Origin of the sequence: Saccharopolyspora sp. NPDC049357 (assembly GCF_040677225.1) — a bacterium.
Classification (GTDB): domain Bacteria; phylum Actinomycetota; class Actinomycetes; order Mycobacteriales; family Pseudonocardiaceae; genus Saccharopolyspora.
In genome coordinates this window covers 1-21,749 of record NZ_JBFAQJ010000068.1, presented here as the reverse complement: position 1 = coordinate 21,749, position 21,749 = coordinate 1, and the positions used below count along the sequence as shown (strand labels likewise).

The 21,749-nt window shown below is 69.4% G+C and carries 17 protein-coding genes; 8 read left to right on the top strand and 9 right to left on the bottom strand.

What is annotated here, in order from left to right; translation table 11 throughout:
* Positions 1–53: 53 nt before the first annotated feature.
* On the bottom strand, positions 54–788 hold the full coding sequence (locus AB0J91_RS32115) for an rRNA adenine N(6)-methyltransferase family protein (protein WP_363876585.1): 735 nt from the start codon (positions 786–788) through the stop codon (positions 54–56).
* Between the two features lie 477 nt (positions 789–1,265).
* Between AB0J91_RS32115 and AB0J91_RS32110 the strand changes: the two genes are divergently transcribed.
* Positions 1,266–3,323 carry a PhoX family phosphatase gene (locus tag AB0J91_RS32110; protein WP_363876582.1) on the top strand — a complete coding sequence of 686 codons (2,058 nt, stop codon included), beginning with the start codon at positions 1,266–1,268 and terminating at the stop codon, positions 3,321–3,323.
* Between the two features lie 246 nt (positions 3,324–3,569).
* Here the strand turns inward: AB0J91_RS32110 and AB0J91_RS32105 are convergent, their stop codons facing one another.
* Positions 3,570–4,871, bottom strand: a complete 1,302-nt coding sequence (locus tag AB0J91_RS32105; protein WP_363876579.1) for an MFS transporter — start codon at positions 4,869–4,871, stop codon at positions 3,570–3,572.
* Between the two features lie 131 nt (positions 4,872–5,002).
* Between AB0J91_RS32105 and AB0J91_RS32100 the strand changes: the two genes are divergently transcribed.
* Positions 5,003–5,695 carry an SDR family oxidoreductase gene (locus tag AB0J91_RS32100; RefSeq protein WP_363876576.1) on the top strand — a complete coding sequence of 231 codons (693 nt, stop codon included), beginning with the start codon at positions 5,003–5,005 and terminating at the stop codon, positions 5,693–5,695.
* Positions 5,696–5,743: 48 nt separating this feature from the next.
* Here the strand turns inward: AB0J91_RS32100 and AB0J91_RS32095 are convergent, their stop codons facing one another.
* The 4 genes from AB0J91_RS32095 to AB0J91_RS32080 all read right to left on the bottom strand — a co-directional run bounded on the left by AB0J91_RS32095 (position 5,744) and on the right by AB0J91_RS32080 (position 10,261).
* Entirely contained in the window at positions 5,744–7,075 is a 1,332-nt protein-coding gene (locus tag AB0J91_RS32095; protein ID WP_363876574.1) for an amidohydrolase, read from the bottom strand.
* A 448-nt stretch (positions 7,076–7,523) separates the two neighbouring features.
* A complete protein-coding gene (locus tag AB0J91_RS32090) occupies positions 7,524–8,732 on the bottom strand; it encodes a nitric oxide synthase oxygenase (protein ID WP_363785561.1) in 1,209 nt (402 codons plus the stop codon).
* Positions 8,733–8,918: 186 nt separating this feature from the next.
* Complete coding sequence (gene trmB, locus AB0J91_RS32085) at positions 8,919–9,632, bottom strand: tRNA (guanosine(46)-N7)-methyltransferase TrmB (RefSeq protein ID WP_363876571.1); 714 nt, start codon at positions 9,630–9,632, stop codon at positions 8,919–8,921.
* Positions 9,633–9,691: 59 nt separating this feature from the next.
* Positions 9,692–10,261, bottom strand: a complete 570-nt coding sequence (locus tag AB0J91_RS32080) for a hypothetical protein (protein WP_363876568.1) — start codon at positions 10,259–10,261, stop codon at positions 9,692–9,694.
* Positions 10,262–10,494: 233 nt separating this feature from the next.
* Here AB0J91_RS32080 and AB0J91_RS32075 point away from each other — a divergent pair, with 233 nt between their 5' ends.
* Positions 10,495–10,962, top strand: a complete 468-nt coding sequence (locus AB0J91_RS32075) for a universal stress protein (protein WP_363876565.1) — start codon at positions 10,495–10,497, stop codon at positions 10,960–10,962.
* A 591-nt stretch (positions 10,963–11,553) separates the two neighbouring features.
* On the opposite strand, the gene AB0J91_RS32070 is transcribed toward AB0J91_RS32075, so the two are convergent.
* From AB0J91_RS32070 to AB0J91_RS32060, 3 genes are all read right to left on the bottom strand, one after another.
* Positions 11,554–12,279 carry an ABC transporter permease gene (locus tag AB0J91_RS32070; protein WP_363876562.1) on the bottom strand — a complete coding sequence of 242 codons (726 nt, stop codon included), beginning with the start codon at positions 12,277–12,279 and terminating at the stop codon, positions 11,554–11,556.
* On the bottom strand, positions 12,276–13,220 hold the full coding sequence (locus AB0J91_RS32065; RefSeq protein WP_363876559.1) for an ABC transporter ATP-binding protein: 945 nt from the start codon (positions 13,218–13,220) through the stop codon (positions 12,276–12,278). Before AB0J91_RS32065 ends, AB0J91_RS32070 begins: the two co-directional genes overlap by 4 nt.
* Positions 13,221–13,402: 182 nt before the next feature.
* Positions 13,403–14,200 carry an HAD family hydrolase gene (locus AB0J91_RS32060; protein WP_363876556.1) on the bottom strand — a complete coding sequence of 266 codons (798 nt, stop codon included), beginning with the start codon at positions 14,198–14,200 and terminating at the stop codon, positions 13,403–13,405.
* Positions 14,201–14,420: 220 nt separating this feature from the next.
* On the opposite strand from AB0J91_RS32060, the gene AB0J91_RS32055 reads away from it, so the two are divergent.
* From AB0J91_RS32055 to AB0J91_RS32035, 5 genes are all read left to right on the top strand, one after another.
* Positions 14,421–15,944 (top strand): dynamin family protein, encoded by a 1,524-nt coding sequence (locus tag AB0J91_RS32055; protein ID WP_363876553.1) that lies wholly within the window; start codon positions 14,421–14,423, stop codon positions 15,942–15,944.
* Between the two features lie 5 nt (positions 15,945–15,949).
* Entirely contained in the window at positions 15,950–16,408 is a 459-nt protein-coding gene (grpE, locus tag AB0J91_RS32050; RefSeq protein WP_363786349.1) for a nucleotide exchange factor GrpE, read from the top strand.
* 85 nt (positions 16,409–16,493) lie between these two features.
* Positions 16,494–18,347: a dynamin family protein gene (locus AB0J91_RS32045; protein WP_363876550.1), complete on the top strand. Its 1,854-nt coding sequence runs from the start codon at positions 16,494–16,496 to the stop codon at positions 18,345–18,347.
* A 191-nt stretch (positions 18,348–18,538) separates the two neighbouring features.
* Positions 18,539–19,417 carry a DUF6802 family protein gene (locus AB0J91_RS32040; RefSeq protein ID WP_363876548.1) on the top strand — a complete coding sequence of 293 codons (879 nt, stop codon included), beginning with the start codon at positions 18,539–18,541 and terminating at the stop codon, positions 19,415–19,417.
* Positions 19,418–19,851: 434 nt separating this feature from the next.
* The coding region (locus AB0J91_RS32035; RefSeq protein ID WP_363876545.1) for a phosphoenolpyruvate carboxykinase (GTP) at positions 19,852–21,749 on the top strand (1,898 nt) is incomplete at its 3' end.

Below are 21,749 nucleotides of genomic sequence, written 5' to 3'. Positions count from 1 at the left end.
GCCACGTGCCGGGCTCGCGGTTCTCGGTGTCCCGGCTCCGGTTCGCCTCCCGATCAGCTCCTGATCCGCCGGTAGAGCCGCACCCAGGCCTGCGGTGTCAGGTCTTTCGGCAGAGGCGGCAGGCCGTGGACGCGGTGGCCGGTGACGTTGCGGATCATCTCCGCGAGCGATCGACCCCTCGCCTGGTAGACGGCTCGCACGAAGTCCTGGTAGTCGCTCCTGCGCTCCACCGGGAGGAGTTGCCGCCTGGTGATGTGGAGGATTCCGCCGCTGCACGCCGGGATCGGCCGGAAGTGCTGCGCCGGAACCTCGCCCAGCAGCCGGAATTCGAACCAGGGCGACCACTGGGCGTTGAGCTGACTGCCGCCCCTCGCCCGCTTGCCCGCCACCTCGTGCTGGATCAGCAGCACCGCTTCGGTCCAGTTCTGGGTGGTGAGCAGGTTGCGGGTCATCGTCGTGGTGAGACCGAACGGCAGGTTGCCGACCACGGCGTGCGGTTTCTCCGGGAACCGGAACTCCCGCATGTCGCCGTGGTGGAGGCGCACCTGCGGGAGTTCCGCGCTCAGGCGCTCGACGCAGCGCGGGTCGAGCTCGACCGCGGTCACCGGGCGCCCGAGCTCGACGAGCTCTCGGGTCAGCGCGCCGCGGCCCGCCCCGAGTTCGACGACGAGGTCCTGCGACGGCGTCAGCGCGCGGGCCATGCGGCGGGCCGCGCCGGGGTTGATCAGGAAGTTCTGGCCGAGTTCGCGGCGCGCACGATCGCGCGCCGACCTGCGGCGGTAGGGCATGGGGACTGCTCCTGCACTCGCGAGCCGGGTGGGAAACCGGATCTCGCGCGCGCAGGCCGGCGGGTGAACTTCCGCAGCATCGACCGCGCGTCAGGGAACGAGACCCGGACGCGAACGGCGACGCGATCTACTGGCCGCGCCGCCTAGGCGGAACGCAGCCGGATGAAGAAAACAGCAGCACAAAGCCCCATGTCGGCAAACCTACAAGCCTCCACCTCGACCCGAAACCGATTTTTCGCGGCTCGGCGTCCAGGGAGGGACAGCGGGCAGTTCTGGTCCGAACTGACCAGGCAGAACAGACATCGATCACGGACGGTTCGGACCAACGCCCCGTGCCGAGGGTCAGGACCACGGCAACCCGGCACAGCGTCGGCGACTCTGCGTTGCCTGTTCGGCTCCTGTTCACCCGGATGTACCGAGTACATCGCCCGATCTGTCTAACGTTCGGGTGTTCCGACCAATCCCATGGAGGTCCGCTTGTCTTCCCGACAGGACAGCGGGCGGGTCATCCCGCTCCCTCTCATCTCCCACCACAGCGCCAGCCGTTCCTCGGTCACCTGCAAGTACCGCTGCGGCAACGCCTGCCAGCACGAGGCGCCGAACACCTCCGGCAACGCCTACTTCGGTGACATCGTCGAGGCCGTGCTCAGCCGTCGTGGCGCGCTGAAGGCCACCGGCGCGCTCGCGCTGACCGTCGGCGGCGCGGCCATGCTCAACGGCACCGCCGCCGCGGCGCCCAAGCCGGCGTCGACCCGAGGCGCCGTGCCCGGCACCGACTTCGCGCCCGTCGCGCCCAACACCGAAGACGCCGTGGTCATCGCCGACGGCTACCAGCAGGGCGTGGTGATCCGCTGGGGCGACCCGGTCGTCGAAGGCGCGCCCGAGTTCGACTTCGCCAACCAGAGCGCCGCCGCGCAGGAGAAGCAGTTCGGCTACAACAACGACTTCGCCGAGCTCATCGCGCTCGACTCGACCGGCGCCGAGAGCCTGCTGGTGTGCAACCACGAGTACACCACCGAGTCGCACATGTTCCTCGGCTACGACGAGAACAACCCCACCGAGGAGCAGGCCAAGATCGCCTGGGCCGCCCACGGTCTGTCGGTGGTGCTCGTCAAGCGTCAGGACGACGGCAGCCTCAAGCCGGCGACGAGCCGCTTCAACCGGCGCATCACCCTCAACACCCCGTTCGAGCTGCGCGGACCCGCAGCGGGCAGCGACCTGCTGAAGACCTCGGTCGACAAGACCGGCACGACGGCCTTCGGCACCCAGAACAACTGCGCGGGCAGCCTCACCCCGTGGGGCACGATCCTGTCCGGCGAGGAGAACTTCAACCAGTACTTCGCCAACGCCGACACGGTCACCGACCCGGTCGCCAAGGAGCGCCTCGGCCGCTACGGCTTCGAAGGCACCGCCAGCACCCGCAAGTGGGAGCGATTCGACAAGCGCTGGGACATCGCGCAGGAGCCCAACGAGGTCAACCGGTTCGGCTGGATCGTCGAGATCGACCCGCACGACCCGACCTCGACCCCGGTCAAGCACACCGCGCTCGGCCGCTTCAAGCACGAGGGCGCCGCGATTCAGATCGCCGACGACGGTCGCGTCGTGGCCTACACCGGTGACGACGAGCGCTTCGACTACATCTACAAGTTCGTCTCCAACGGCAAGGTCAAGTCGGGCACCACCGCGCTGGCCCGCCGGCACAACATGGCCCTGCTCGACGACGGCACCCTCTACGTCGCGAAGTTCACCGGCAACAGCCCGGCGGGCGAGATCGACGGCACCGGCAAGCTGCCCGCCGACGGCAAGTTCGACGGCATCGGCGAGTGGATTCCGCTGGCCAGCGGCAAGGAGTCCTTCGTCCCCGGCTTCACCGCCGAGGAGGTCTACGTCTTCACGCGCCTTGCCGCCGACGCGGTCGGCGCCACCAAGATGGACCGCCCGGAGGACATCCAGCCCAACCCGGTCAACGGCAAGGTCTACTGCGCGCTGACCAACAACAAGAACCGCGGCACCGAGGGCAACGCGGGTCCGGACGAGGCCAACCCGCGCGTCGGCAACAAGCACGGCCACGTGCTGGAGGTCGACGACGACACCACGGGCACCCGGTTCGGGTGGAACCTGCTGCTGGTGTGCGGCGACCCGAACGACCCGAGCACCTACTTCGGCGGGTTCGACAAGTCCGAGGTCAGCCCGATCTCCTGCCCGGACAACGTGGCCTTCGACCGCCACGGCAACCTGTGGATCTCCACCGACGGCAACGCGCTGGAATCCAACGACGGCCTGTTCGCGGTGCCCGTCGCGGGGCCGGAGCGCGGTTTCGTCAAGCAGTTCCTGACCGTGCCCAAGGGCGCCGAGGCCTGCGGCCCCGTGGTGCGCGACAAGCTGGTGACCGTGTCGGTGCAGCACCCGGGCGAGATCGACGGGCACAGCGCCGGCAACCCGGCATCGCACTGGCCGGACGGCGGCACCTCGCAGCCGCGTCCGTCGGTCGTGGCGATCTGGCGTGAAGACGGCGGTGAGATCGGCCGCGGCTGATCCACCTTGCGAGCGCGGGGGTCTCCGGCCACAACGGCCGGGGGCCCTCGTTGCGTTCCAGCCCCCGGGTCCTAGTGGTCACCTCAGGTGACCGGATTTCAATGGAAATTAGGTTCCGGACTTCCACTGAAATCAGGGACCGGACTTCCACTGAAGTCGGGGACCTGACTTCCACTGAAACCCGATCCCGACTTCCATTGAAATCGGGGATCTGAGTTCCATTGAAATCCTGTCGACTGGACGAGATCAGCCTCGGGAGGTGGTGGACTCCTTGGGGACGGCGCGGAGGGCGATGACCGTGATGGCGGCGGCGATCATGACGATGCCGACGACCCAGAGACCGGAGCGTTGGGAGCCTGTGACGTCGGCCAGGGCTCCGGTGATGTAGGGGGCCGCGAAGCCGCTGATGTTGCCGAGCGAGTTGATCAGCGCGATGCCGCCCGCTGCCGCGGCGCCGGCGAGGAAGTTGCTGGGCAGCGCCCAGAACGTCGGCAGAGCGGCGCAGACGCCGACCGCGCAGATCGTCACCGCGACCATCGCCATGAACGGGTTGCCCAGGTACAGCGCGATCGGGATGGACACACCGCCGATCAGCATCGGCAGCGCCACGTGCCAGACCCGCTCGCGGGTGCGGTCGCCGTGCGCGGCCCAGAGGACCATCGCCACCGCACCGATCACGTACGGAACCGCCGTCACCAGGCCGGATTCCATCGTGGACAGATCCGTGCCGTACTGCTGCTCGAAGCCCTTGACGATCGTGGGCAGGAAGAAGCCCAGCGCGTACAGGCCGTAGGCGATGCCGAAGTAGACGAACGCCAACGCCAGGATCCGCGGGTGCGTCAGCGCCTTGCGCAGCGGCCACGCGTGCGCGGCCTCGGTCTCGGCGCGCTCGGCCTCCAGCTGACCGGACAGCCACTCGCGTTCCTCGTCCTTGAGCCACTTGGCCTGCTCCGGCCGGTCGGTCAGGTAGAACCAGGTCGCCACCGCCAGCAGCATCGCCGGCACGCCCTCCACCAGGAACATGAACCGCCAGCCGGACAGGCCGAAAACGCCGTGTCCGCCGCTGATCAGCGCGCTCGACACGGTCGCGCCGATGGCGCTGGAGACCGGAACCGCGGCCATGAACAGCGCGACGGCCTTCGCCCGCTGCACCGCCGGGAACCAGTACGTCAGGTACAGGATGATGCCCGGGAAGAACCCGGCCTCGGCCACACCCAGCAGGAACCGCAGCACCACCAGCGTCGTCGCGTTGGGCACGAAGGCCATCACGGTCGCGACGATCCCCCAGGTGATCATGATCCGGGCCAGCCACTTGCGGGCGCCGAAGCGGTGCAGGGCGAGGTTGCTCGGCACCTCCAGCACGAGGTAGCCGAGGAAGAAGATGCCGGAGGCGAACCCGAAGACCGTTGCGGTCATGCCCAGTTCGTCGTTCATGCCGTTCGGGCCGGCGAAGCCGATGTTGACCCGGTCCAGGTAGTTGACGAAGTAAAGGAGGCACAGGAAGGGCATCAGCCGGACCGCGACCTTGCGCAGGATCCGGTTCTGCATCTCCGCAGAGACTACGTTGGCGCTGCTCACCGGATGGGCATACGCGCAGCCCGCCCACCAGGTCAAGACCCGACCGGAGGTTGGGACGGCCGATAGCCCCGGTGAAATATGCCACCTGTAGCGTTACAGGCATGCCCGAACGCCCGATTGCCCTGGTCACCGGCGCCTCACGAGGTATCGGTGCCGCGGTCGCGCGTGAGCTGTCCAACACTCATGACCTGTTGTTGGGCGGCCGCGACACCGACGCCATCCAGACCCTGATCAACGACCTGCCCGGCGCCGCCCGCGAGTGGCCGGTGGAACTCACCGACCACGCCGCTCTGGCGGACGCCGCGACCGACATCGAGCGAGTCGACGTCCTGGTGCACTGCGCCGGACTCGTCGAGCTCGGCCACATCGCCGACGCCACCGGCGATTCCTGGCGGCGCACCTTCGAGGTCAACCTCTTCGCCGTCACCGAACTCACCCGCCTGCTGCTGCCCCAGCTCCGCGCCGCGCAGGGCCACGTCGTGCTGGTCAACTCGGGCGCCGGCCTGAGCGCCAAGCCGAACTGGGGTGCCTACGCGGCCAGCAAGTTCGCGCTGCGCGCGTTCGCCGACGTGCTGCGCGCCGAGGAAGCCGCCAACAGCGTGCGCGTGACCTCGGTGTTCCCCGGCCGGACCGCGACCGACATGCAGCGTTCCGTCCGCGAGCAGGAAGGCGGCACCTTCGAGGCCGACCGCTACCTGCGTCCCGAGTCCGTGGCCAAGCCGATCATCTCGGCCGTCAACGCCACACCGGACTCGCACCTCACCGAGATCATCGTGCGCCCCGCCGCCGCTTGATCCCTCACATCGAGCCCCGGGCCTGCGCGGTCCGGGGCTCCGTCGTGTTCAGCCCCGGACGTGCTGGGCGGCGGTGCGGGCCGCCGCTTGGACCGTGCGGCGGTCGACTCGGGTGGGTTCGCGGTCGCTGAGGACCTCCTCGCCTGCGACCCACACGTCGCGCACGCTGCGCGAACCCGCTGCCCACACCACGTTCGACATCACCTGCTCGTCGGGTGCGTCCAGACCCGTTGCGAAAGCGGGGTTGTCGACGTCGAGGTGCACGATGTCGGCCCAGCGGCCGGGTTCGAGCGCACCGATGTCGTCGCGGTGCAGGGCCTCGGCACCACCGCGGGTCGCGGCCAGCAGTGCGGCCCGCGCGCTCAGCGCCGTCGCGTCGCCGGTGACCGTGCGCGCGAACAGGCCCGCGAGCTGCACCTCTTCCCACAGGTCGAGGTCGTCGTTGCTGGACGGCCCGTCGGTTCCCAGTCCCACCGGCACGCCCGCCGCCAGCAGCTCGACCAGCCGGGCGGTACCGGAGGCGAGCTTGGCGTTGGAACCCGGGCAGTGCGCGACACCGACGCCGCGCCGCGCGAACAGCTCGATGTCATCGTCGCTGAGGTGCACGCCGTGCGCCGCGACGACCCGGCCTTCGAGAACGCCGAGCTTGTCCAGCAGCGCCGGGACCGAGCCGTACTCCTCGCGCTGGGCCGTGTCCTCGGCGAGGGTTTCCGCGACGTGGGTGTGGACCAGGGCGTTGCGCTGCTGCGCGGACTCCCCGATCGTCTGCAGGGCTTCCGGCGGCAGCAGGTAGGCCGAGTGCGGGCCGTAGGCCAGCTCGATGCGCTCGCCGGGGCCGAAGCGCAGGCCGTCGGCGTCGATCCAGCGGTCGATGCCCTCGACCGCGCCGCGCCAACCGCCGAGCGCCTCCAGGGCCGGGGTGTCGATCACGGCGGAGGCCAGCACCGCGCGAGAACCGACCGCCAGCGTCGCCTCGACCATGGACTCGGCGATGAAGTACATCTCCGCGCTGGTGGTGATGCCCGCGCGCAGCATCTCCACGCATCCCAGCTCCATGCCCGCGCGCACGTCGGACGGCCGCAGCCTGGCCTCGGCCGGGAAGATCACCTCGTTGAGCCAGCGCAGCAGCGGCAGGTCCGCGCCCATGCCGCGCAGCAGGGTCATCGGGCTGTGGGCGTGGGCGTTGATGAGGCCGGGCAGCAGGATTCCGCCGCATTCGCGGACGACCACGTCGTTGGACCGCTCCGGTGCGCCCTGGCGAGGGCCGCAATAGCTGATGCGGCCGGTGTCGTCGACGTCCACGACCGCGTCCCGGACGACCGAGCAGGTCGGGTCGCAAGGCAGGGCCATCGGTGCGTGCAGGCGGAGTGCGGTCGGCATGACCGCATTCTGCCGCACCGCGATCCGCAACCGGACGGCCTCGTTCCCCGGCCGCCGCGGCCTTGGCCGAAAGGTCAACACGACCTGGCCGATCGGCCGATCTGAGCGGCTCGATTGCTGGCCTGCAGGCCGATACCGGTTCTCGCGCCGATGCCCGAATCTTGAACCAGGCCGCACCGAGGCCCGCCCTTAGGGGCGGAGCCCTGATGGGCCAACCGAATGATCAGGGAAAACATCCCCAGCTGGCCGATCCGCCCGAGGCATCGCAGCAGCCACGCTGGGAGCGACGAACCCGAGTCGGGGAGGTTCACCATGTTCGAGACCACGATGACCGCCATCGCCGCCGCCATCGCGATGATCGCACTGCTGCTGATGGCGCTGAGCTCCGTGCTGCAGGACCTGCTGGAGAACTACGGCGGTGGGGAGCGCGAGCGCCGCGAGAACCGCTTCACTCCTGGGGCAGGTCCGTGCCCAGACAACGGCGGCTCATCCGGGCAAGAACGTCGTAGCGGGGGCGATTTCGCTCTTCTGGAGACGCGTCCTGCTCAGCTGCGGCCGGTTCCCGGCGGGCGGTTACCCGCGCCTCCGGCACTGGTCGATCGTCCGATCCGCTTCTGGCTCGGCGGGCCGCGGCCTTGCTGACCGTGAACGCCGGTGCGGACCCGCCGGGGCGGCGTCCCGAGCGCAGCCATTCGAGCCGGTGCAGCGCTTCGCTGTGGTGATCGGTGATCGTGACGCGAGCGGCGTCGAAGGAGTGCAGCACGGCGCGGTTGATCTCGACGATCGCCCGGTCCCGCCACAGGCTGCGTTCGGTGGAGGTGTCCATGCCCAGCCGTTCGGCGACCTGCCGGGTCAGGCCGTAGGCGTGGTCGTCGGCCAGGCCGCGGGTGCCGATCTCGGTGCCCACGAACCAGGTGTTGAACGGTGCGGCCGGGTAGCGGACCCCGCCGATGAGCAGCTGCATGTTGCTGATCAGCGGGACGCTGTGCCAGCGCAGCCCGAGTTCGCCGAACCAGCGGTGCTCGGGGTGTTCCAGCGGGACTTCCTGGACTACGTCGCGCGGCAGCGGGGCGAGCGTGACGCCCTCGTGCTCGGTCTCGACGACCAGCGGCAAGTGGTCGAAGCGACCTCGCTCCGCCGGGGGTTTCCAGCCGAGGTTCTGCGCTTTCGCGGTGAAGCCCTGGTAGCGGGCGTCGCCGAGGACGCCGCCGTCGGCCAGTGAGTACCCGGCGTAGCGGACGACCTGCTCGTTCCAGATCTGGGGGCCGGACGCCTCGGGGGAGTCCGGGGCGAAGACGGTGATCAGCGGCTGGATGCGGCCGGCGTTGGTGGCCAGCCGCAGGTGTTCGAAGCACTCGCTCGCGATGGCCGAGGCGTTGCGCAGGCCGCGCAGGTCGCGCACCTTGAGCCGTCGCCAGGGCAAGCCGCTGGTGCACCAGCCGCTGTCGCGCAGCGCGACGCGGGCTCCGTAGGAGAGCTCTGCGGTGGTGTGCCGGTAGGTGCCGGTCTCGGCGATGCTGCGCCGCACTTCGGCGAGCCGTTCGCGCAGGGAACCGGCTTCGGGGTGGGCGGAGTGGAAGGAGCGCAGGAAGTCCTCGGCGGCGGTTTCCGACGGGCCCGTCTGGCTCGGGATGAGTTCCTCGCGAATAGCCGTCACGCCGCGCAAACGTAGTCGCGAAACCTGCTGACTGGGCAGCTCAGAGCCGTTCTCTTTCCGGTGATCTTGAGCCGCCACGAACAGGTGGCCGTTGACCCGATGTAACTAGTTTCGACGCGATTGACGGAATCCTTGATCGACCATTCGAGTGAACATCTCGGCCGATCAAGGATCGCCCATCAGGAGTCAGACCCGCTCGTAGATCAGGTCGTGGATCTCGCGGCCCTCGTCGTGCGCGCGGTTCTCGAACTTCGTCACCGGACGCCAGTCGGGACGCGGGGCCCAGCCGCCGGGCTCGTCGGCGTAGCGGTTGCTCAGCTGCGACTCGGCCTCGCAGACCTCGCGCATCTGCTCGGCGTAGTTCTCCCAGTCGGTGGCCAGGTGCAGCACGCCGCCGGGGCGCAACCGCGACGTGATCAGCTCGACCGACTCCGGCTGGACCAGGCGGCGCTTGTGGTGGCGCTTCTTCGGCCACGGGTCCGGGAAGTAGATCCGCACCTCGTCCAGCGATCCCGGCTCGACGTGCTCGCGCAGCAGCACGATCGCGTCGCCGCGCAGCAGGCGGAGGTTGGAGACCTCCAGCTTCTCCGCGCGCAGCATCAGCTGGGCCAGACCGGGCTTGTAGACCTCGACCGCCAGGTAGTTGACGTCCGGCTGAGCCGCGACGAGCTGCGCGGTCGTCTCGCCCATGCCCGAGCCGATCTCCAGCACCACGGGCGCGGAACGACCGAACCAGGACTCCACGTCCAACGGCCCCTCGGGCAGCGCGGTGACTTCGGAGCCGAGCTCCGCCCAGTGGCGATCCCAGGCCCGCTGCTGGCCCACGGTCATCCGCTCGCCCCGCTGGACGTAGCTGACGACGGTGCGGCGGAACGGAACCTGCTGGTCAGGAGAATTCACGAGGAAGAATTATCGCAAACCGGCGGCGGCCCCCGACCACCGCGTGTTCGGCTAGCGGCTCACCACACCTCGACCTGCGGGAGCAGGGAGAGCAGCTTGGTCGTGCTGGTCGGCACGGGCAGCGGTTCCTCGTCGCGGTAGGCGGGGACGACGTTCAGCCAGCCGTCGTGCTCGTCGGTCAGGACGACGGTGGTGGGCATCTTCACCGAGCCGCGGTCGGACGGGGCGTATTCCCAGTACCCGGCTTCGCTGATGCCGACCCAGGGGACGAAGACCCAGCCAGATCGGGCCGAGAGCACGGCGTGCACCTCGTCCTCGATCTGGAACGCCTCGGCGCGGGAAGCGAGGTCGCCGCGATCGAGCGCGCGCAGCCACCAGGGCGCGGGCAGCTGGCGCTTGGCGCCGTGGAGCTTCCGGAAGAGTTCCAGGACCTGCCGCTCGGAAGCGGTGTGGATCCAGCTTCCCCGCAGCGATGCGGGTGTCGCGGCCTCGGTGGCGGGCGGGTGGGCTTCGGTCGCCAGCGACCACTCGAGCCGCGGAACCGGCTCCAGCTGGACGTCGTCGCCGATGTGCTTGGCGCGACCGCCGCCGCGTACGTCGATCGAAGCGCGCTCTTGTGAAGACAGCATGTGGCCCACTCCTCTTGTGGTGGAGATAGACGCGAGCTGAAGTACTCGCCCACGGCCAGCGCATGCCCCCAAACGACGCTGGTTGCGGGACACCTCTACTTATGCCTTACCACAGCCAAACCGACGAATGAGACAAGCGTGTAAAATGTGATTGCAATCACATGAAAAACTCGTTCGGTTGACCTAATGGACGCTGGCTCGACAACGGGAGCCGTGGCGGTTGGAGTAGAGGCGTGCCGGATCAGACGTTCCAACGCGTGGAGATCAACAGCGGAGTCGTCGCGGGCCTGGACACCTCGGCGTCGTCGCTGCGAGCCCTCATCGTGGCCGCGGAGGAGGCCGAGCGCCGCAACGCCGTGCTGCACGTCGTGCGGGCCTGGAGCCTGCGCACGGCACCGCGTCCCGCCGACTGCCCGCCCAACGCCGTCCCGAGCACCGAAGCGTTCCAGCAGGAAGTGGAGCGGGACACGGCGAAGCTCGTCGCCGACAACCTCGGCGACCCGCCGAAGGTCACCGTGGAGATCCACGTGGTCCACTCGCCCTCGCCGCAAGCCCTGCTCTCGGCCTCCCGGGGCGCGGACCTCCTGGTCGTCGGCCACCGCGGTCGAGGCGGGTTCTCCGGCCTGATGCTCGGATCCGTCGCAGAGCAGTGCGTCCGCCACGCAGCCTGCCCAGTCCTGGTCGTCCGCCCGATGGTCTAGCAGCCACCAGCTGTTGGGAAATGCGGCGCAAGCCGCCGCTTCAAGTGCGGGACTCAACCGGCACCGCCGCGGGTTCTGAGGCGGTTCTCCTGTGAGGACGTGTCGACGTGGTGTATTGGCATACATGAGTCGGCGCGCCCGGAGCAGGAGGGCCGCCTCAGGTTCCGCCACCCGCACCGCCAAGCAAGGTGAGACCAGACATCTCATCCACCCGAGAAAAACTGAACGAACTGGGGTGGGTTGGACGTGGGAAGCGTAGAAAGCACAGGGCCCCGGGCCATCCCCCGAATGACAGCCCGGGGCCCTCCCCCGTCCCGACCGCCGGCGCCCCCGAGCGCTACTGCAGTCGGTCGTCTTTGGTTGTGCTTCAGCGTTCTCGAACCACTGGGTGATCCGCCGCTGACGCACCGTGTCCAATGTGACCCGGTGCGATCGGCGTGCCGATGGCGACCGCTCGATCTTGCAAGTCGATCCTATCGGTCGGCGTGATCAGACTCTCGGCCGGGCTCGGTAACGTTTTGCTATCCCGGGCCCAGCTGGGGATTAGCCGATTTGATCAAGGTGTTTCGGAGTCATGATCAAATCTGCTGGTCAGGCATCGCGCCGGTGCGTCACGGCCAATCCGATCAACCAGACACCCACCGTGACGGCTGCGAAGTACGCGAGCGCTCCCCACGGCCCCAGCGGCATGTCGACGGCCGTGTTCACGCCGCCCTTGAGGAAGTGGTCGGCCATCACGAAGGGCATCCACCGCTGGATGTCCTGCCCGACCTCGGGCACCAGCGCGATGAGGCTCTCCACCATGAGCGACCACAGCAGCAGGATGGTCACCGCGCCCGCGGTCTGCCGCACCAGCATCCCGACGCCGACCGCCAGGATCGCGGAGAACGCGAACACCGGCCCGACACCGGCGATCTCGCGCCACTGCTCGGCGGTGGTGATCGCCAGGTCCGAGCTGGGCTGCAGCACCGTGGAGATCGCCCACGAGCCGAACGCGCCGATCTCGCCGATGATCAGCGCCAGCACCGCGACGACCGCGGTCTTGGCCAGCAGCACCGCGGTTCGGTTCGGCACGGCCTGGAAGGTCGCGCGGATGGTGCCGAACCGGTACTCGGTGGTGATCGCCAGCGCGGCCAGCACCAGCGTGACCATCAGCCCGAACTGGTAGCCGAACTGCGTCGTGCTAAGCGACATCCCGTCGGAGACGGCGGCGATCAGGGCGGTGAACCCGATCGGCAGCGCGAGGGCGAGGAACATGCACCACCACGGGGAACGGGTGGAGAAGAGCTTCATGCGCTCGACGGCGAGCAACGTCATCGGGCCACCCCCTGGGCGGTCAGCTCGGTCGCCTCGCCGAGCGTGGTCTGGTATTCCACGGAGTCGCTGGTCATCTGCATGAACGCGTCTTCCAGCGAACCGCGCTGCGCGGTGAGCTCGTGCAGCACGATCTGGTGCTGCGCGGCCAGCTCACCGATCTGATCGGTGGTCGCGCCGTCGACCACCAGGCGGTCGGCCTCCGAGGAGCGGACGGTGATCTGCTCGTCGCCGAGCAGCTTCTGCAGCTGCGGGGCTTCCGGCGAGCGCACCAGGACCGAGCTGCTGCCCGCGTTGTCGACGAACTCGGCGGTGCTGCACTGCGCGATCAGCTTGCCGCGGCCGATGACGACGAGCTCTTCGGCTGTCAGCGCCATTTCCGACAGCAGGTGGCTGGAGACGAAGACGGTGCGCCCTTCGGCGGCCAGGCCCTGCATGAACCGGCGGATCCAGTGGATGCCTTCCGGGTCGAGGCCGTTGACGGGCTCGTCGAACAGCAGCACCTCGGGGTCGCCGAGCAGCGCGGTCGCGAGTCCCAGGCGCTGCGACATCCCCAGCGAGAACCCTCCCGCGTTGCGCCGGGCGACGTCGGTCAGCCCGACCTGCTCCAGGACCTCGTCGACGCGCTGCATCGCGATCCCGTTGGAGCGCGCCATCCACCGCAGGTGCGCGCGGGCCGAGCGGTTGGGGTGCACCCACTTGGCGTCCAGCAGCGCGCCGACGGTGCGCAGCGGGTTGCGAAGCTCGCTGTAGCGCTTGCCGTTGATGCGCACTTCGCCGGACGTGGGGTTGTCCAGCCCGAGCATCATCCGCATCGTCGTGGACTTGCCCGCGCCGTTGGGGCCGAGGAACCCGGTGACGTGACCGGGTTTGACCGTGAACGACAGGTCGTCCACCGCCACCTTCTGGCCGTAGCGCTTGGTGAGGCCACTCGCCTCGATCATGATCACTCCTGTTGCTGGGACGCGGAGCCGTGCCGGTAGTAGTGAATCGACTCCGAGGATGACGCACCTCGGGGTTGTCCCGGAGCAGCACCCCGGTCCTGCCTTTTTGATCCACAGTGGACTTTCAGGGCGGGTCGCGGGCCGCTCGCGACGGCGGAGCCGCGGGCTGCGAGAACAGGCGCTCAGGCGAAGAGGCGGTTGAGCTCGACGGCGAGACCGTCTTCCGCGACCGTGCCGATCGTGTCGTCGGCCGTGGCGCGCAGGTCCAGGGGTGCCTGGCCCATCGCGACGCCGCGGGCCGCCCAGCTCAGCATCTCGAAGTCGTTGGTGCCGTCGCCCGCGGCGAACGTGCAACCCGCGGCGATGCCGAGCTCGGTGCGCAGCTTCTCCAGCGCCGCACCCTTGGACAGCCCCTCCGGGACGACGGTGACCCACGGTTCGTAGGTGTCGACGGAGATCGTGCAGTTCGGCAGTTGGACGCCGGCGAGCGTCTCGGCGAGCTCAGCGGGGTCGTGCGCCGTCCACTCCGCGATCAGCCGGGGCACCGGGTGGGTGGTCAGCTCGTCGACCGGGGTGATCCGCTGCGGGCCGTGCAGCTTGTCGGGGTCGAACGGGGCGGAGACGAGGTTGCCGACCCCGACGTCCTCGGCGGCGAAGATCGCGCCCGGCAGGTGCTCCTGCAGCGCCCGCAGCACCGGCGTCGCGTCGAACGAGGCCACCGAGACCGGCTCGCGACGGGCCACGTCCACCAGCACGGAGCCGTTGGAGCACAGCGCGAACCCGCTGGTCAGCCCGAGCTCGTCGAGCACGGGCGCGGTGCCGAGGAAGGTGCGCCCGGTGGCCAGGACCAGCTGCGCGCCGGAGTCCACCGCGCGGCGCACGGCGGCCTTGACGGCGTCGGAGATGGTGTCGGTGTCCGGGTTCAGCAGGGTTCCGTCGATGTCGAGGGCGACGAGGTCGGGCTTGAAGTCAACGCTCACGTTCGCAGGCTAGGGCCTGGCGAGAAGTCGCCTCCTCGGCGGTGCGGGCGGCAGGGCCTGAGCGACTCCGCCGCGTCCACGAACAGCTCGCGCCCGGCCGGAAGAACCGGTCGCCGATCGTCCTTTGTGGACTGCGACCGGAGGGGTGGCGGGGCGTGGCAGGATGGTGCGGGCGGATTCCCGGGAAGTCCGGAATGTCTGACTCCATCGAGAGGGAACCTTGAACACGGCACCCGAGCAGCAGAGCTGGGCCGGCCCGTTGTCGGCCGCAGTCGCCCGGCTGTGCGCGGGACTGCAACCGCAGCTGTCCGACAAGACCGCCGAAGGTTTCGACGAGGTGCTGCGCAGGCTCGGCGCCCCGCTGCAGGTCGCCGTCGCCGGCCGGATCAAGTCCGGCAAGTCCACGCTGGTCAACGCCATGATCGGACGGCGGGTCGCGCCCACCGACGTCGGTGAGTGCACCCGGCTGGTGACCCGCTTCCAGTACGGCACCGTCGACCGGGTCGAGGTCGTTTTCCACGACGGCCGCAAGCAGGCGATCCCGTTCGACCCCGGCGGCGGCATCCCCGCCGACCTGGGCGTGGACTTCGACGAGGTCTCCCACCTGGAGGCCTACCTGACCAACGCGGTGCTGCGCGATCTGACCGTGATCGACACCCCGGGACTGGGATCGCTGGACTCGGCCTCGGTCGCGCGCACCGAGCAGGCGCTGGGCACCCAGCAGCTCGACCCGGTCTCCCGCGACGCCGTGATCGGTGCGGAGGCGGTGCTCTACGTCGTCACCCAGGGCGTGCGCGCCGACGACGAGCAGGCGCTGGCCGCCTTCACCGCCGCGACCGCGAGCCGCGAAGCCGGTCCGGTCAACGCGATCGCGCTGCTCAACAAGGCCGACATGATCGAGGCCGATACCGTCGACGGCGCGGACGACGACGTGTGGAAGGCCGCCGAGATCCTGGCCACCAAGCAGTCGGAACTGCTCAAACCCAAGGTCGCCGACGTGCTGCCGGTGATCGGGCTGCTCGCCGAGACCTCCGAGACCGGCGGCTTCACCGCCCCGGACGCCGAGGCGCTGCGCTCGCTGGCCCAGCTCGACGAGTCGACGCGGGAGACCCTGCTGCTGTCGGCGGACCTGTTCACCAGCTGGGAGTGCGACGTCCCGGCCGGCACCCGCGCGCACCTGCTGGAGCGGATGGACCTGCACGGCGTGCGCTGCGCGCTGGACGCGCTGGACGCCCAGCCCGACATCACCGCCGGTGAGCTGCGCCGGCGAATCCGCGACGCCTCCGGGCTGGCATCGGTGCTGGGCCGGCTGGACTCGGTGTTCCGGGCGCGCGCCGACGGCATCAAGGCCGCGGCCGCGCTGGCGTCGATCACAGCGCTCGCGCAGTCCTCCGGCGACGGCGACGAGCGCCAGAAGGTGCACGACGCGATCGAAGGGCTGCTGGCCAGGCCGGAGGCCCACCAGCTGCGCGTGCTGGAGGCGTTGACGATGGTCGCGGCCGGGTCGGTGGAGATGCCGCCGGACCTGGCCGAAGAGGTGATGCAGGTGGGCGGCAGCACCGACCCCGGCGAGCAGCTCGGCCGGCCGGAACTGCCGCAGGCCGAGCTGATCGAACTCGCGCTGGAGCGCGCCAACTGGTGGCGGTCCTTCTCCTCCTTCGGTGCCACGCCCGCGCAGAGCCGGGTCGCGCACGTGGTGCACCGGGCCTACTTCCTGATCTGGCAGCAACTGCGAACCAGGTGATCACCGTGCGGGGCTGGCGACGACCGAAGAAGTCACTCGGAAGCGGAACCGAGCCCCTTTCGGGTTCGTCTGTTCTCCCAGAAGCCGGTGACCCGGCTTCCGACGCTGCCGCCGATCAGGGGACAGACATGACCGCCGTGACCAGCGAAACCGTCATCGATCCGCTGGAGCAGGCGCTGACCGACCGCGCCGCGCTCATCCAGCTGTGCGTGTACGCCGTCGACCGCGCCCGCAGCGCGGGAGTCGCCGAACGGCTCGCCGACGGGCTCACGAGCATCGGCGTGGCCCCGCTGCGGCCCGACGGGGAGCGCTTCGACCCCGCCTTCCACGAAGCCGGCGGCACCCTGCCCACCGACGACCCTTCTCTCGACGGCGTCATCGCCGAAACCGAGCTCCTCGGCTTCGCCGATCACGACCGCGTCCTGCGAGCCCCGGTCGTCACCGTCTACCAACTCCGCACCTGATCCGGGTACCTTCGACGCTCGTGGTGCCGTGATCGGCTCCTCCACCACCTGGGAACTTCGACCTGCGAGAACGGAAAGGACGCGCATGACGGCACCTGGTGTTGCGGTCGCCGCTGCGCTTCCCCAGCAGGTCAAGCAGACCCGCGACAAGCTCCTGGGGTTCCTGCGCGAAGCAGACCCCGCAGCGTGGGACTGGGTCGAGCAGGTCCGCCGCAGTCGCCCGGCCACGCCCAGCGTGGTGGTCGTCGGCGAGACAAACCGGGGGAAGAGCTCCCTGGTCAACGCGCTGATGGAGCATCCGGGGCTCTCGCCGGTGGACGCCGACGTCGCCACCGCCACCTACCTGCAGTTCGAGCACGACGAGCAGTGGACGGCCCACGCCTGCTACCCCGGGGAGCAGGATCCCGTGCCCTTCGAGCTCGACGAGCTGCCGAACTGGACCAGCGCGGGCCGCGAGCTGCCCGAGGGACAGCTGCCGCCGCGCTACGTGCGCGTCACCGCGCCCCTGGACGCGCTGGCCGAGCTGACCGTGGTCGACACACCCGGCGTCGGCGGGCTGGAGGAGCTGCACGGCGAGCTCGCCCGCGAGGCGGCCGTGTCCGCGACCGCGCTGCTTTTCGTCGTCGACGCCTCGTCCCCGTTCACCCGTGGCGAGCTGGAGTTCCTGCAGCAGGTCGGCGAACGCGTGGAAACCGTGCTGTTCGCCCTGGCCAAGACCGATCAGCACCGCGGCTGGCGGCAGGTGCTGGCCGAGGACCGCAAGCTGCTGGCCGAGCACGCGCCCCGGTTCGCCGAGGTGCCGATCTTCCCGGTCTCCGCGCGCATGCACCTGCGTGCCGCGCAGGCACCAGAATCCGCCAACGCGGCGCTGCTGCGCGAGAAGTCCGGCGTGGTCGAACTGCGCGACGAGCTCGAACGGCTCATCGCCGGGCGGTCGGCGATGCTCGGCGAGGCCAACACGATGCGCGCACTGTCCAGCGTGCTGGGCGAGCTCACCGCGAACCTGGAGGCCGAGAAGCGCGCGCTGACAGTCGGCGAGGACGAGGCCGAGTCGCTGCGCGCCCGGCGCGACGAGCTGAGCACCGCCCGCCGCTCGTCGACCCGGGGCTGGCAGGTCAAGCTGCGCGGCGAGATCCAGCGCACCCGGGTGGAGACCAGCCACGAGGTCAGCCGCCAGGTGCGCGAGGTGCAGAACTGGTTCCGCCGGTCCATCGACAACGCCGGGCGCAAGGACATCAACGACCTTCCTCGACAAGTCGACATCGCGCTGCAGATGGCCTCCACCCGGATCGCCACCATGCTCTCGACCAGGCTCGCGGCCGTGGCCGAGCAGGCGCTCAACGACCTGTTCTCCGCCGAGGAGCTGGACGTGATCCGCTCCCAGTTCGCTCGGGGCGTGCAGGCTCCGATCGCGCTGCGCCCGCCGGACAAGCGACCGCCCACCGCCGAGGACAAGCTGCTGGTGTTCATGGGCGTCTCCGGCGGGTTGGGCGTGGGCCGCGCGGCGGCGATGCCGCTGGCCGGGCTCGGGGTCGCGGCGCTGAACCCGGTGGTGCTGCCGGTGACGATCGTGCTCGGGCTGGGCGCGGGCTGGTGGATGGCCCGCACCCGCAAGCACGCAGCCGACAAGCAGCACCTCAAGCAGTGGCTCACCGACGCCATCGCCGACGCCCGATCGGCCCTCGACCAGCTCGTCGCCGAGCAGCTCATCGAAGCCGAGCAGCAGCTCTCGCTGGCCCTCGACGACGCGCTGACCAGGCGAATCGAGGCCATCGAGGGCGAACTCCGCGACGTGGACAAGGCCCTGAAGATGGACGCGGCCGAGCGCAGCCGCCGCCTCCAGACCGTCGACCGCCGCCTCACCGAATCCACCACCGGCCGGGAACGGGCCGAACACCTCCTCGCCGGCATCAGGAACCTCCGCGACACGGTGTCCTGACCGGGGCCTGGTCGCCCGGAGACCTCCACCGATCACCTCCAGGCAGCCCGGAGATCCCGCACCTGATCTCGCCCACGGCTCTGACCTCGCCCGACCGGCCGCTTCTTCGGATTTCCACTGAATTCGGGAACCGGATTTCAGTGGAAATCGGGGGTCCGAGTTCCACTGAAATCCGGATCCCGGGGGACGAGATGGGGGTCTTGGGCGGTGGGTGGTTCCTGGACGGAACCCCGGGGCTCTACGCTGCGTCCAACGGCTTGCAGGTGAAGGCGGCGGAGGGTGCCGACGTGTACATCGAGGAGACCGGCGCTGGGGACGGGGACATCAAGGTCACCGTCGACGGCGAGGAGTACACCGCCGAGGCCAACTACGACCTCGACGGCGACGGCTTGGACGAGACGGTCGCGGTGATGACCGACGACGGCTACGTCGCCTACATCGACGAGAACGCCGACGGTCACGCGGACCTGATGCAGTCGATCAGCAACGAGGGCCAGGTCCTCGACCAGGCGCGGTTCCACGCCGACACCGGCGAGTGGACCGCCGAAACCCCGCACCAGCACCCGGGCGGTGCCGGTGACGGTCGTCCGGACGACGGCAAGCAGATGGTCATGGACACCCCGCAGGGCGACGTGCAGGTCGGACCGGCGACCGAGGACACGAATTCCGACGGCATCGCCGACACCGCGGTCGTGCAGTCCGACAACGGCAACACCGTGCTGGTCACCGACGTCGACGGCGACGGGTCCGCCGACCAGGTCGTCGAGATCACGCAGACCGGCGACGTGACCATCTCGCACCACACCGGCGACGGCGAGTGGACGGTCGTCGAGCAGGGCCAGATCGGCGACAACGGTCAGTACGCCCCGAACGAGTTCGCCTCCGCGACCGACGACGCGACCTGGACCTTCGACGAGCCCGAGCTCCAGCCGAAGGCCCCGGCACCAGCCCCAGCCCCAGCCCCGGCACCGGCACCGGCACCGGCACCGGCACCGACAGCGGACGCCGCCCCTCCGGCGATGTGCGAGGGCGAACCGTCGAGTCCCGCGAAGGACGACTCCTGGGTGTGACGCGGCGTCGCGCAATTCACGACGGAATGTGATTCCACCACCCGCCCGTGGCCTCATTCTCAGGCCATCGGGCGGTTTTTCATCTTCAGACTCTGCATCCGGCAACCGCCATTCGGCGGCTATCCCCGGTTCACCGGTCGTTCGCACTCGTGTCCGCTTCGCCGGAAAATCTGGCAGCCCAGGCAGCACCCGCGATGAGATTTCCGGGAGCACCCGGAAGGAAAAGCGAACTGAATCGATTCCCTTATCGTTCCTGTGAGAGAACCGACAACCCCGATCTTCATTGCGCGCCGTTATCCCCGTTAGCCTCGATGCATCCCTTTTCCACTTCGCCCGGCTCTCCGGGCCGGGCGAAGCTTTCCCTGCAAACGTCGGCGGGCGAGCTCGTCGGCGAACAATCCGGGCTGTGGCGCCCAGTCAGGAGACACGTCGCGATGACCGCAGTGACCATCCCCGGTCTCGACCAGGCCCCGACCAAGCACGAGCGCCTGTTGTCGTGGGTGCGTGAGGTCGCGGAGCTGACCACACCCGATCGTGTGGTGTGGTGTGACGGTTCGCAGGACGAATGGACGCGGATGACGGACCGCCTCGTGGAGGCCGGCACCTTCAAGCGTCTCGACAAGAAGCCGAACTCGTTCTACGCGGCGTCCGACCCGTCCGACGTGGCGCGCGTCGAGGAGCGGACCTTCATCTGCTCGGTCGACGAGAAGGACTCCGGGGTCACCAACAACTGGATGGACCCGGCCAAGATGAAGGCCACCATGACCGAGCTCTACCGGGGCTGCATGCGTGGTCGCACGATGTACGTCATCCCGTTCTGCATGGGCCCGCTCGACGCCGACCCGCCGCGGCTGGGCGTGGAGATCACCGACTCCGAGTACGTCGTGGTCTCGATGCACATCATGACCCGGATGGGCGCGAAGGTGCTGGAGCGCCTGGGCACCGACGCCGAGTTCGTACCCGCGCTGCACTCGGTGGGTGCGCCGCTGGAGCCGGGCGAGGAAGACGTCCCGTGGCCGTGCAACGACACCAAGTACATCACCCACTTCCCGGAGGAGCGGCTGATCTGGAGCTACGGCTCCGGCTACGGCGGCAACGCGCTGCTGGGCAAGAAGTGCTACTCGCTGCGCATCGCCTCGGCGATGGCGCGCGACGAGGGCTGGCTCGCCGAGCACATGCTCATCCTCAAGCTGATCTCGCCGGAGAACAAGGTCCACTACGTCGCGGCGGCGTTCCCGTCGGCCTGCGGCAAGACCAACCTGGCGATGCTGGAGCCGACCATCCCGGGTTGGAAGGTCGAGACCCTCGGTGACGACATCGCCTGGATGCGCTTCGGCGAGGACGGCCGCCTCTACGCGGTGAACCCGGAAGCCGGCTTCTTCGGCGTCGCCCCGGGTACCAACTGGAAGACCAACCCGAACGCGATGCGCACCATCGAGCAGGGCAACTCGCTGTTCACCAACGTCGCGCTGACCGACGACGGCGACGTCTGGTGGGAGGACATGGAGGGCAACCCCCAGCACCTCACCGACTGGCACGGCAACGACTGGACCCCGGACTCGGACGTCAAGGCCGCGCACCCGAACTCGCGCTACTGCACGCCGATGTCGCAGTGCCCGATCCTCGCGCCCGAGTGGGACGACCCGAACGGCGTGCCGATCTCGGCGATCCTGTTCGGCGGCCGCCGCAAGACCACGGTTCCGCTGGTCAACGAGTCCTTCGACTGGCAGCACGGCGTGTTCATGGGCGCCACCCTGTCCTCGGAGAAGACCGCCGCCGCGGCCGGCAAGGTCGGCGAGGTCCGTCGCGACCCGATGGCCATGCTGCCGTTCATCGGCTACAACGTGGGCGACTACTTCCAGCACTGGGTGAACGTCGGCAAGTCGGCTGACGCCACCAAGCTGCCGAAGATCTTCTACGTCAACTGGTTCCGCCGCGACGAGTCCGGCAAGAAGATCGTGTGGCCGGGCTTCGGCGAGAACTCGCGCGTGCTCAAGTGGATCGTCGAGCGCATCGACGGCAACGCCGCCGCCGAGGACACCGCGATCGGCCGCGTTCCCTCCGCCGACCAGATCGACCTGTCCGGCCTGGACACCCCGGTCGAGGACGTGGAGACCGCGCTGCACGTCGACGTCGAGGAGTGGAAGGCGGAGCTGCCGCTGATCGAGGAGTGGTTCGACACCATCGGTGACGACCTGCCCACCTCGATGCGCGACGAGTTCGAAGCCCTCAAGCAGGCCGGGCTGGCGATGGCCGCGAGCCTGCTGGTGCCGGGTTACGCGGGTTCGCTGCCGGTGCTGGTGGGCGGCCTCGTGCTGTTCGGCGCCGGGCA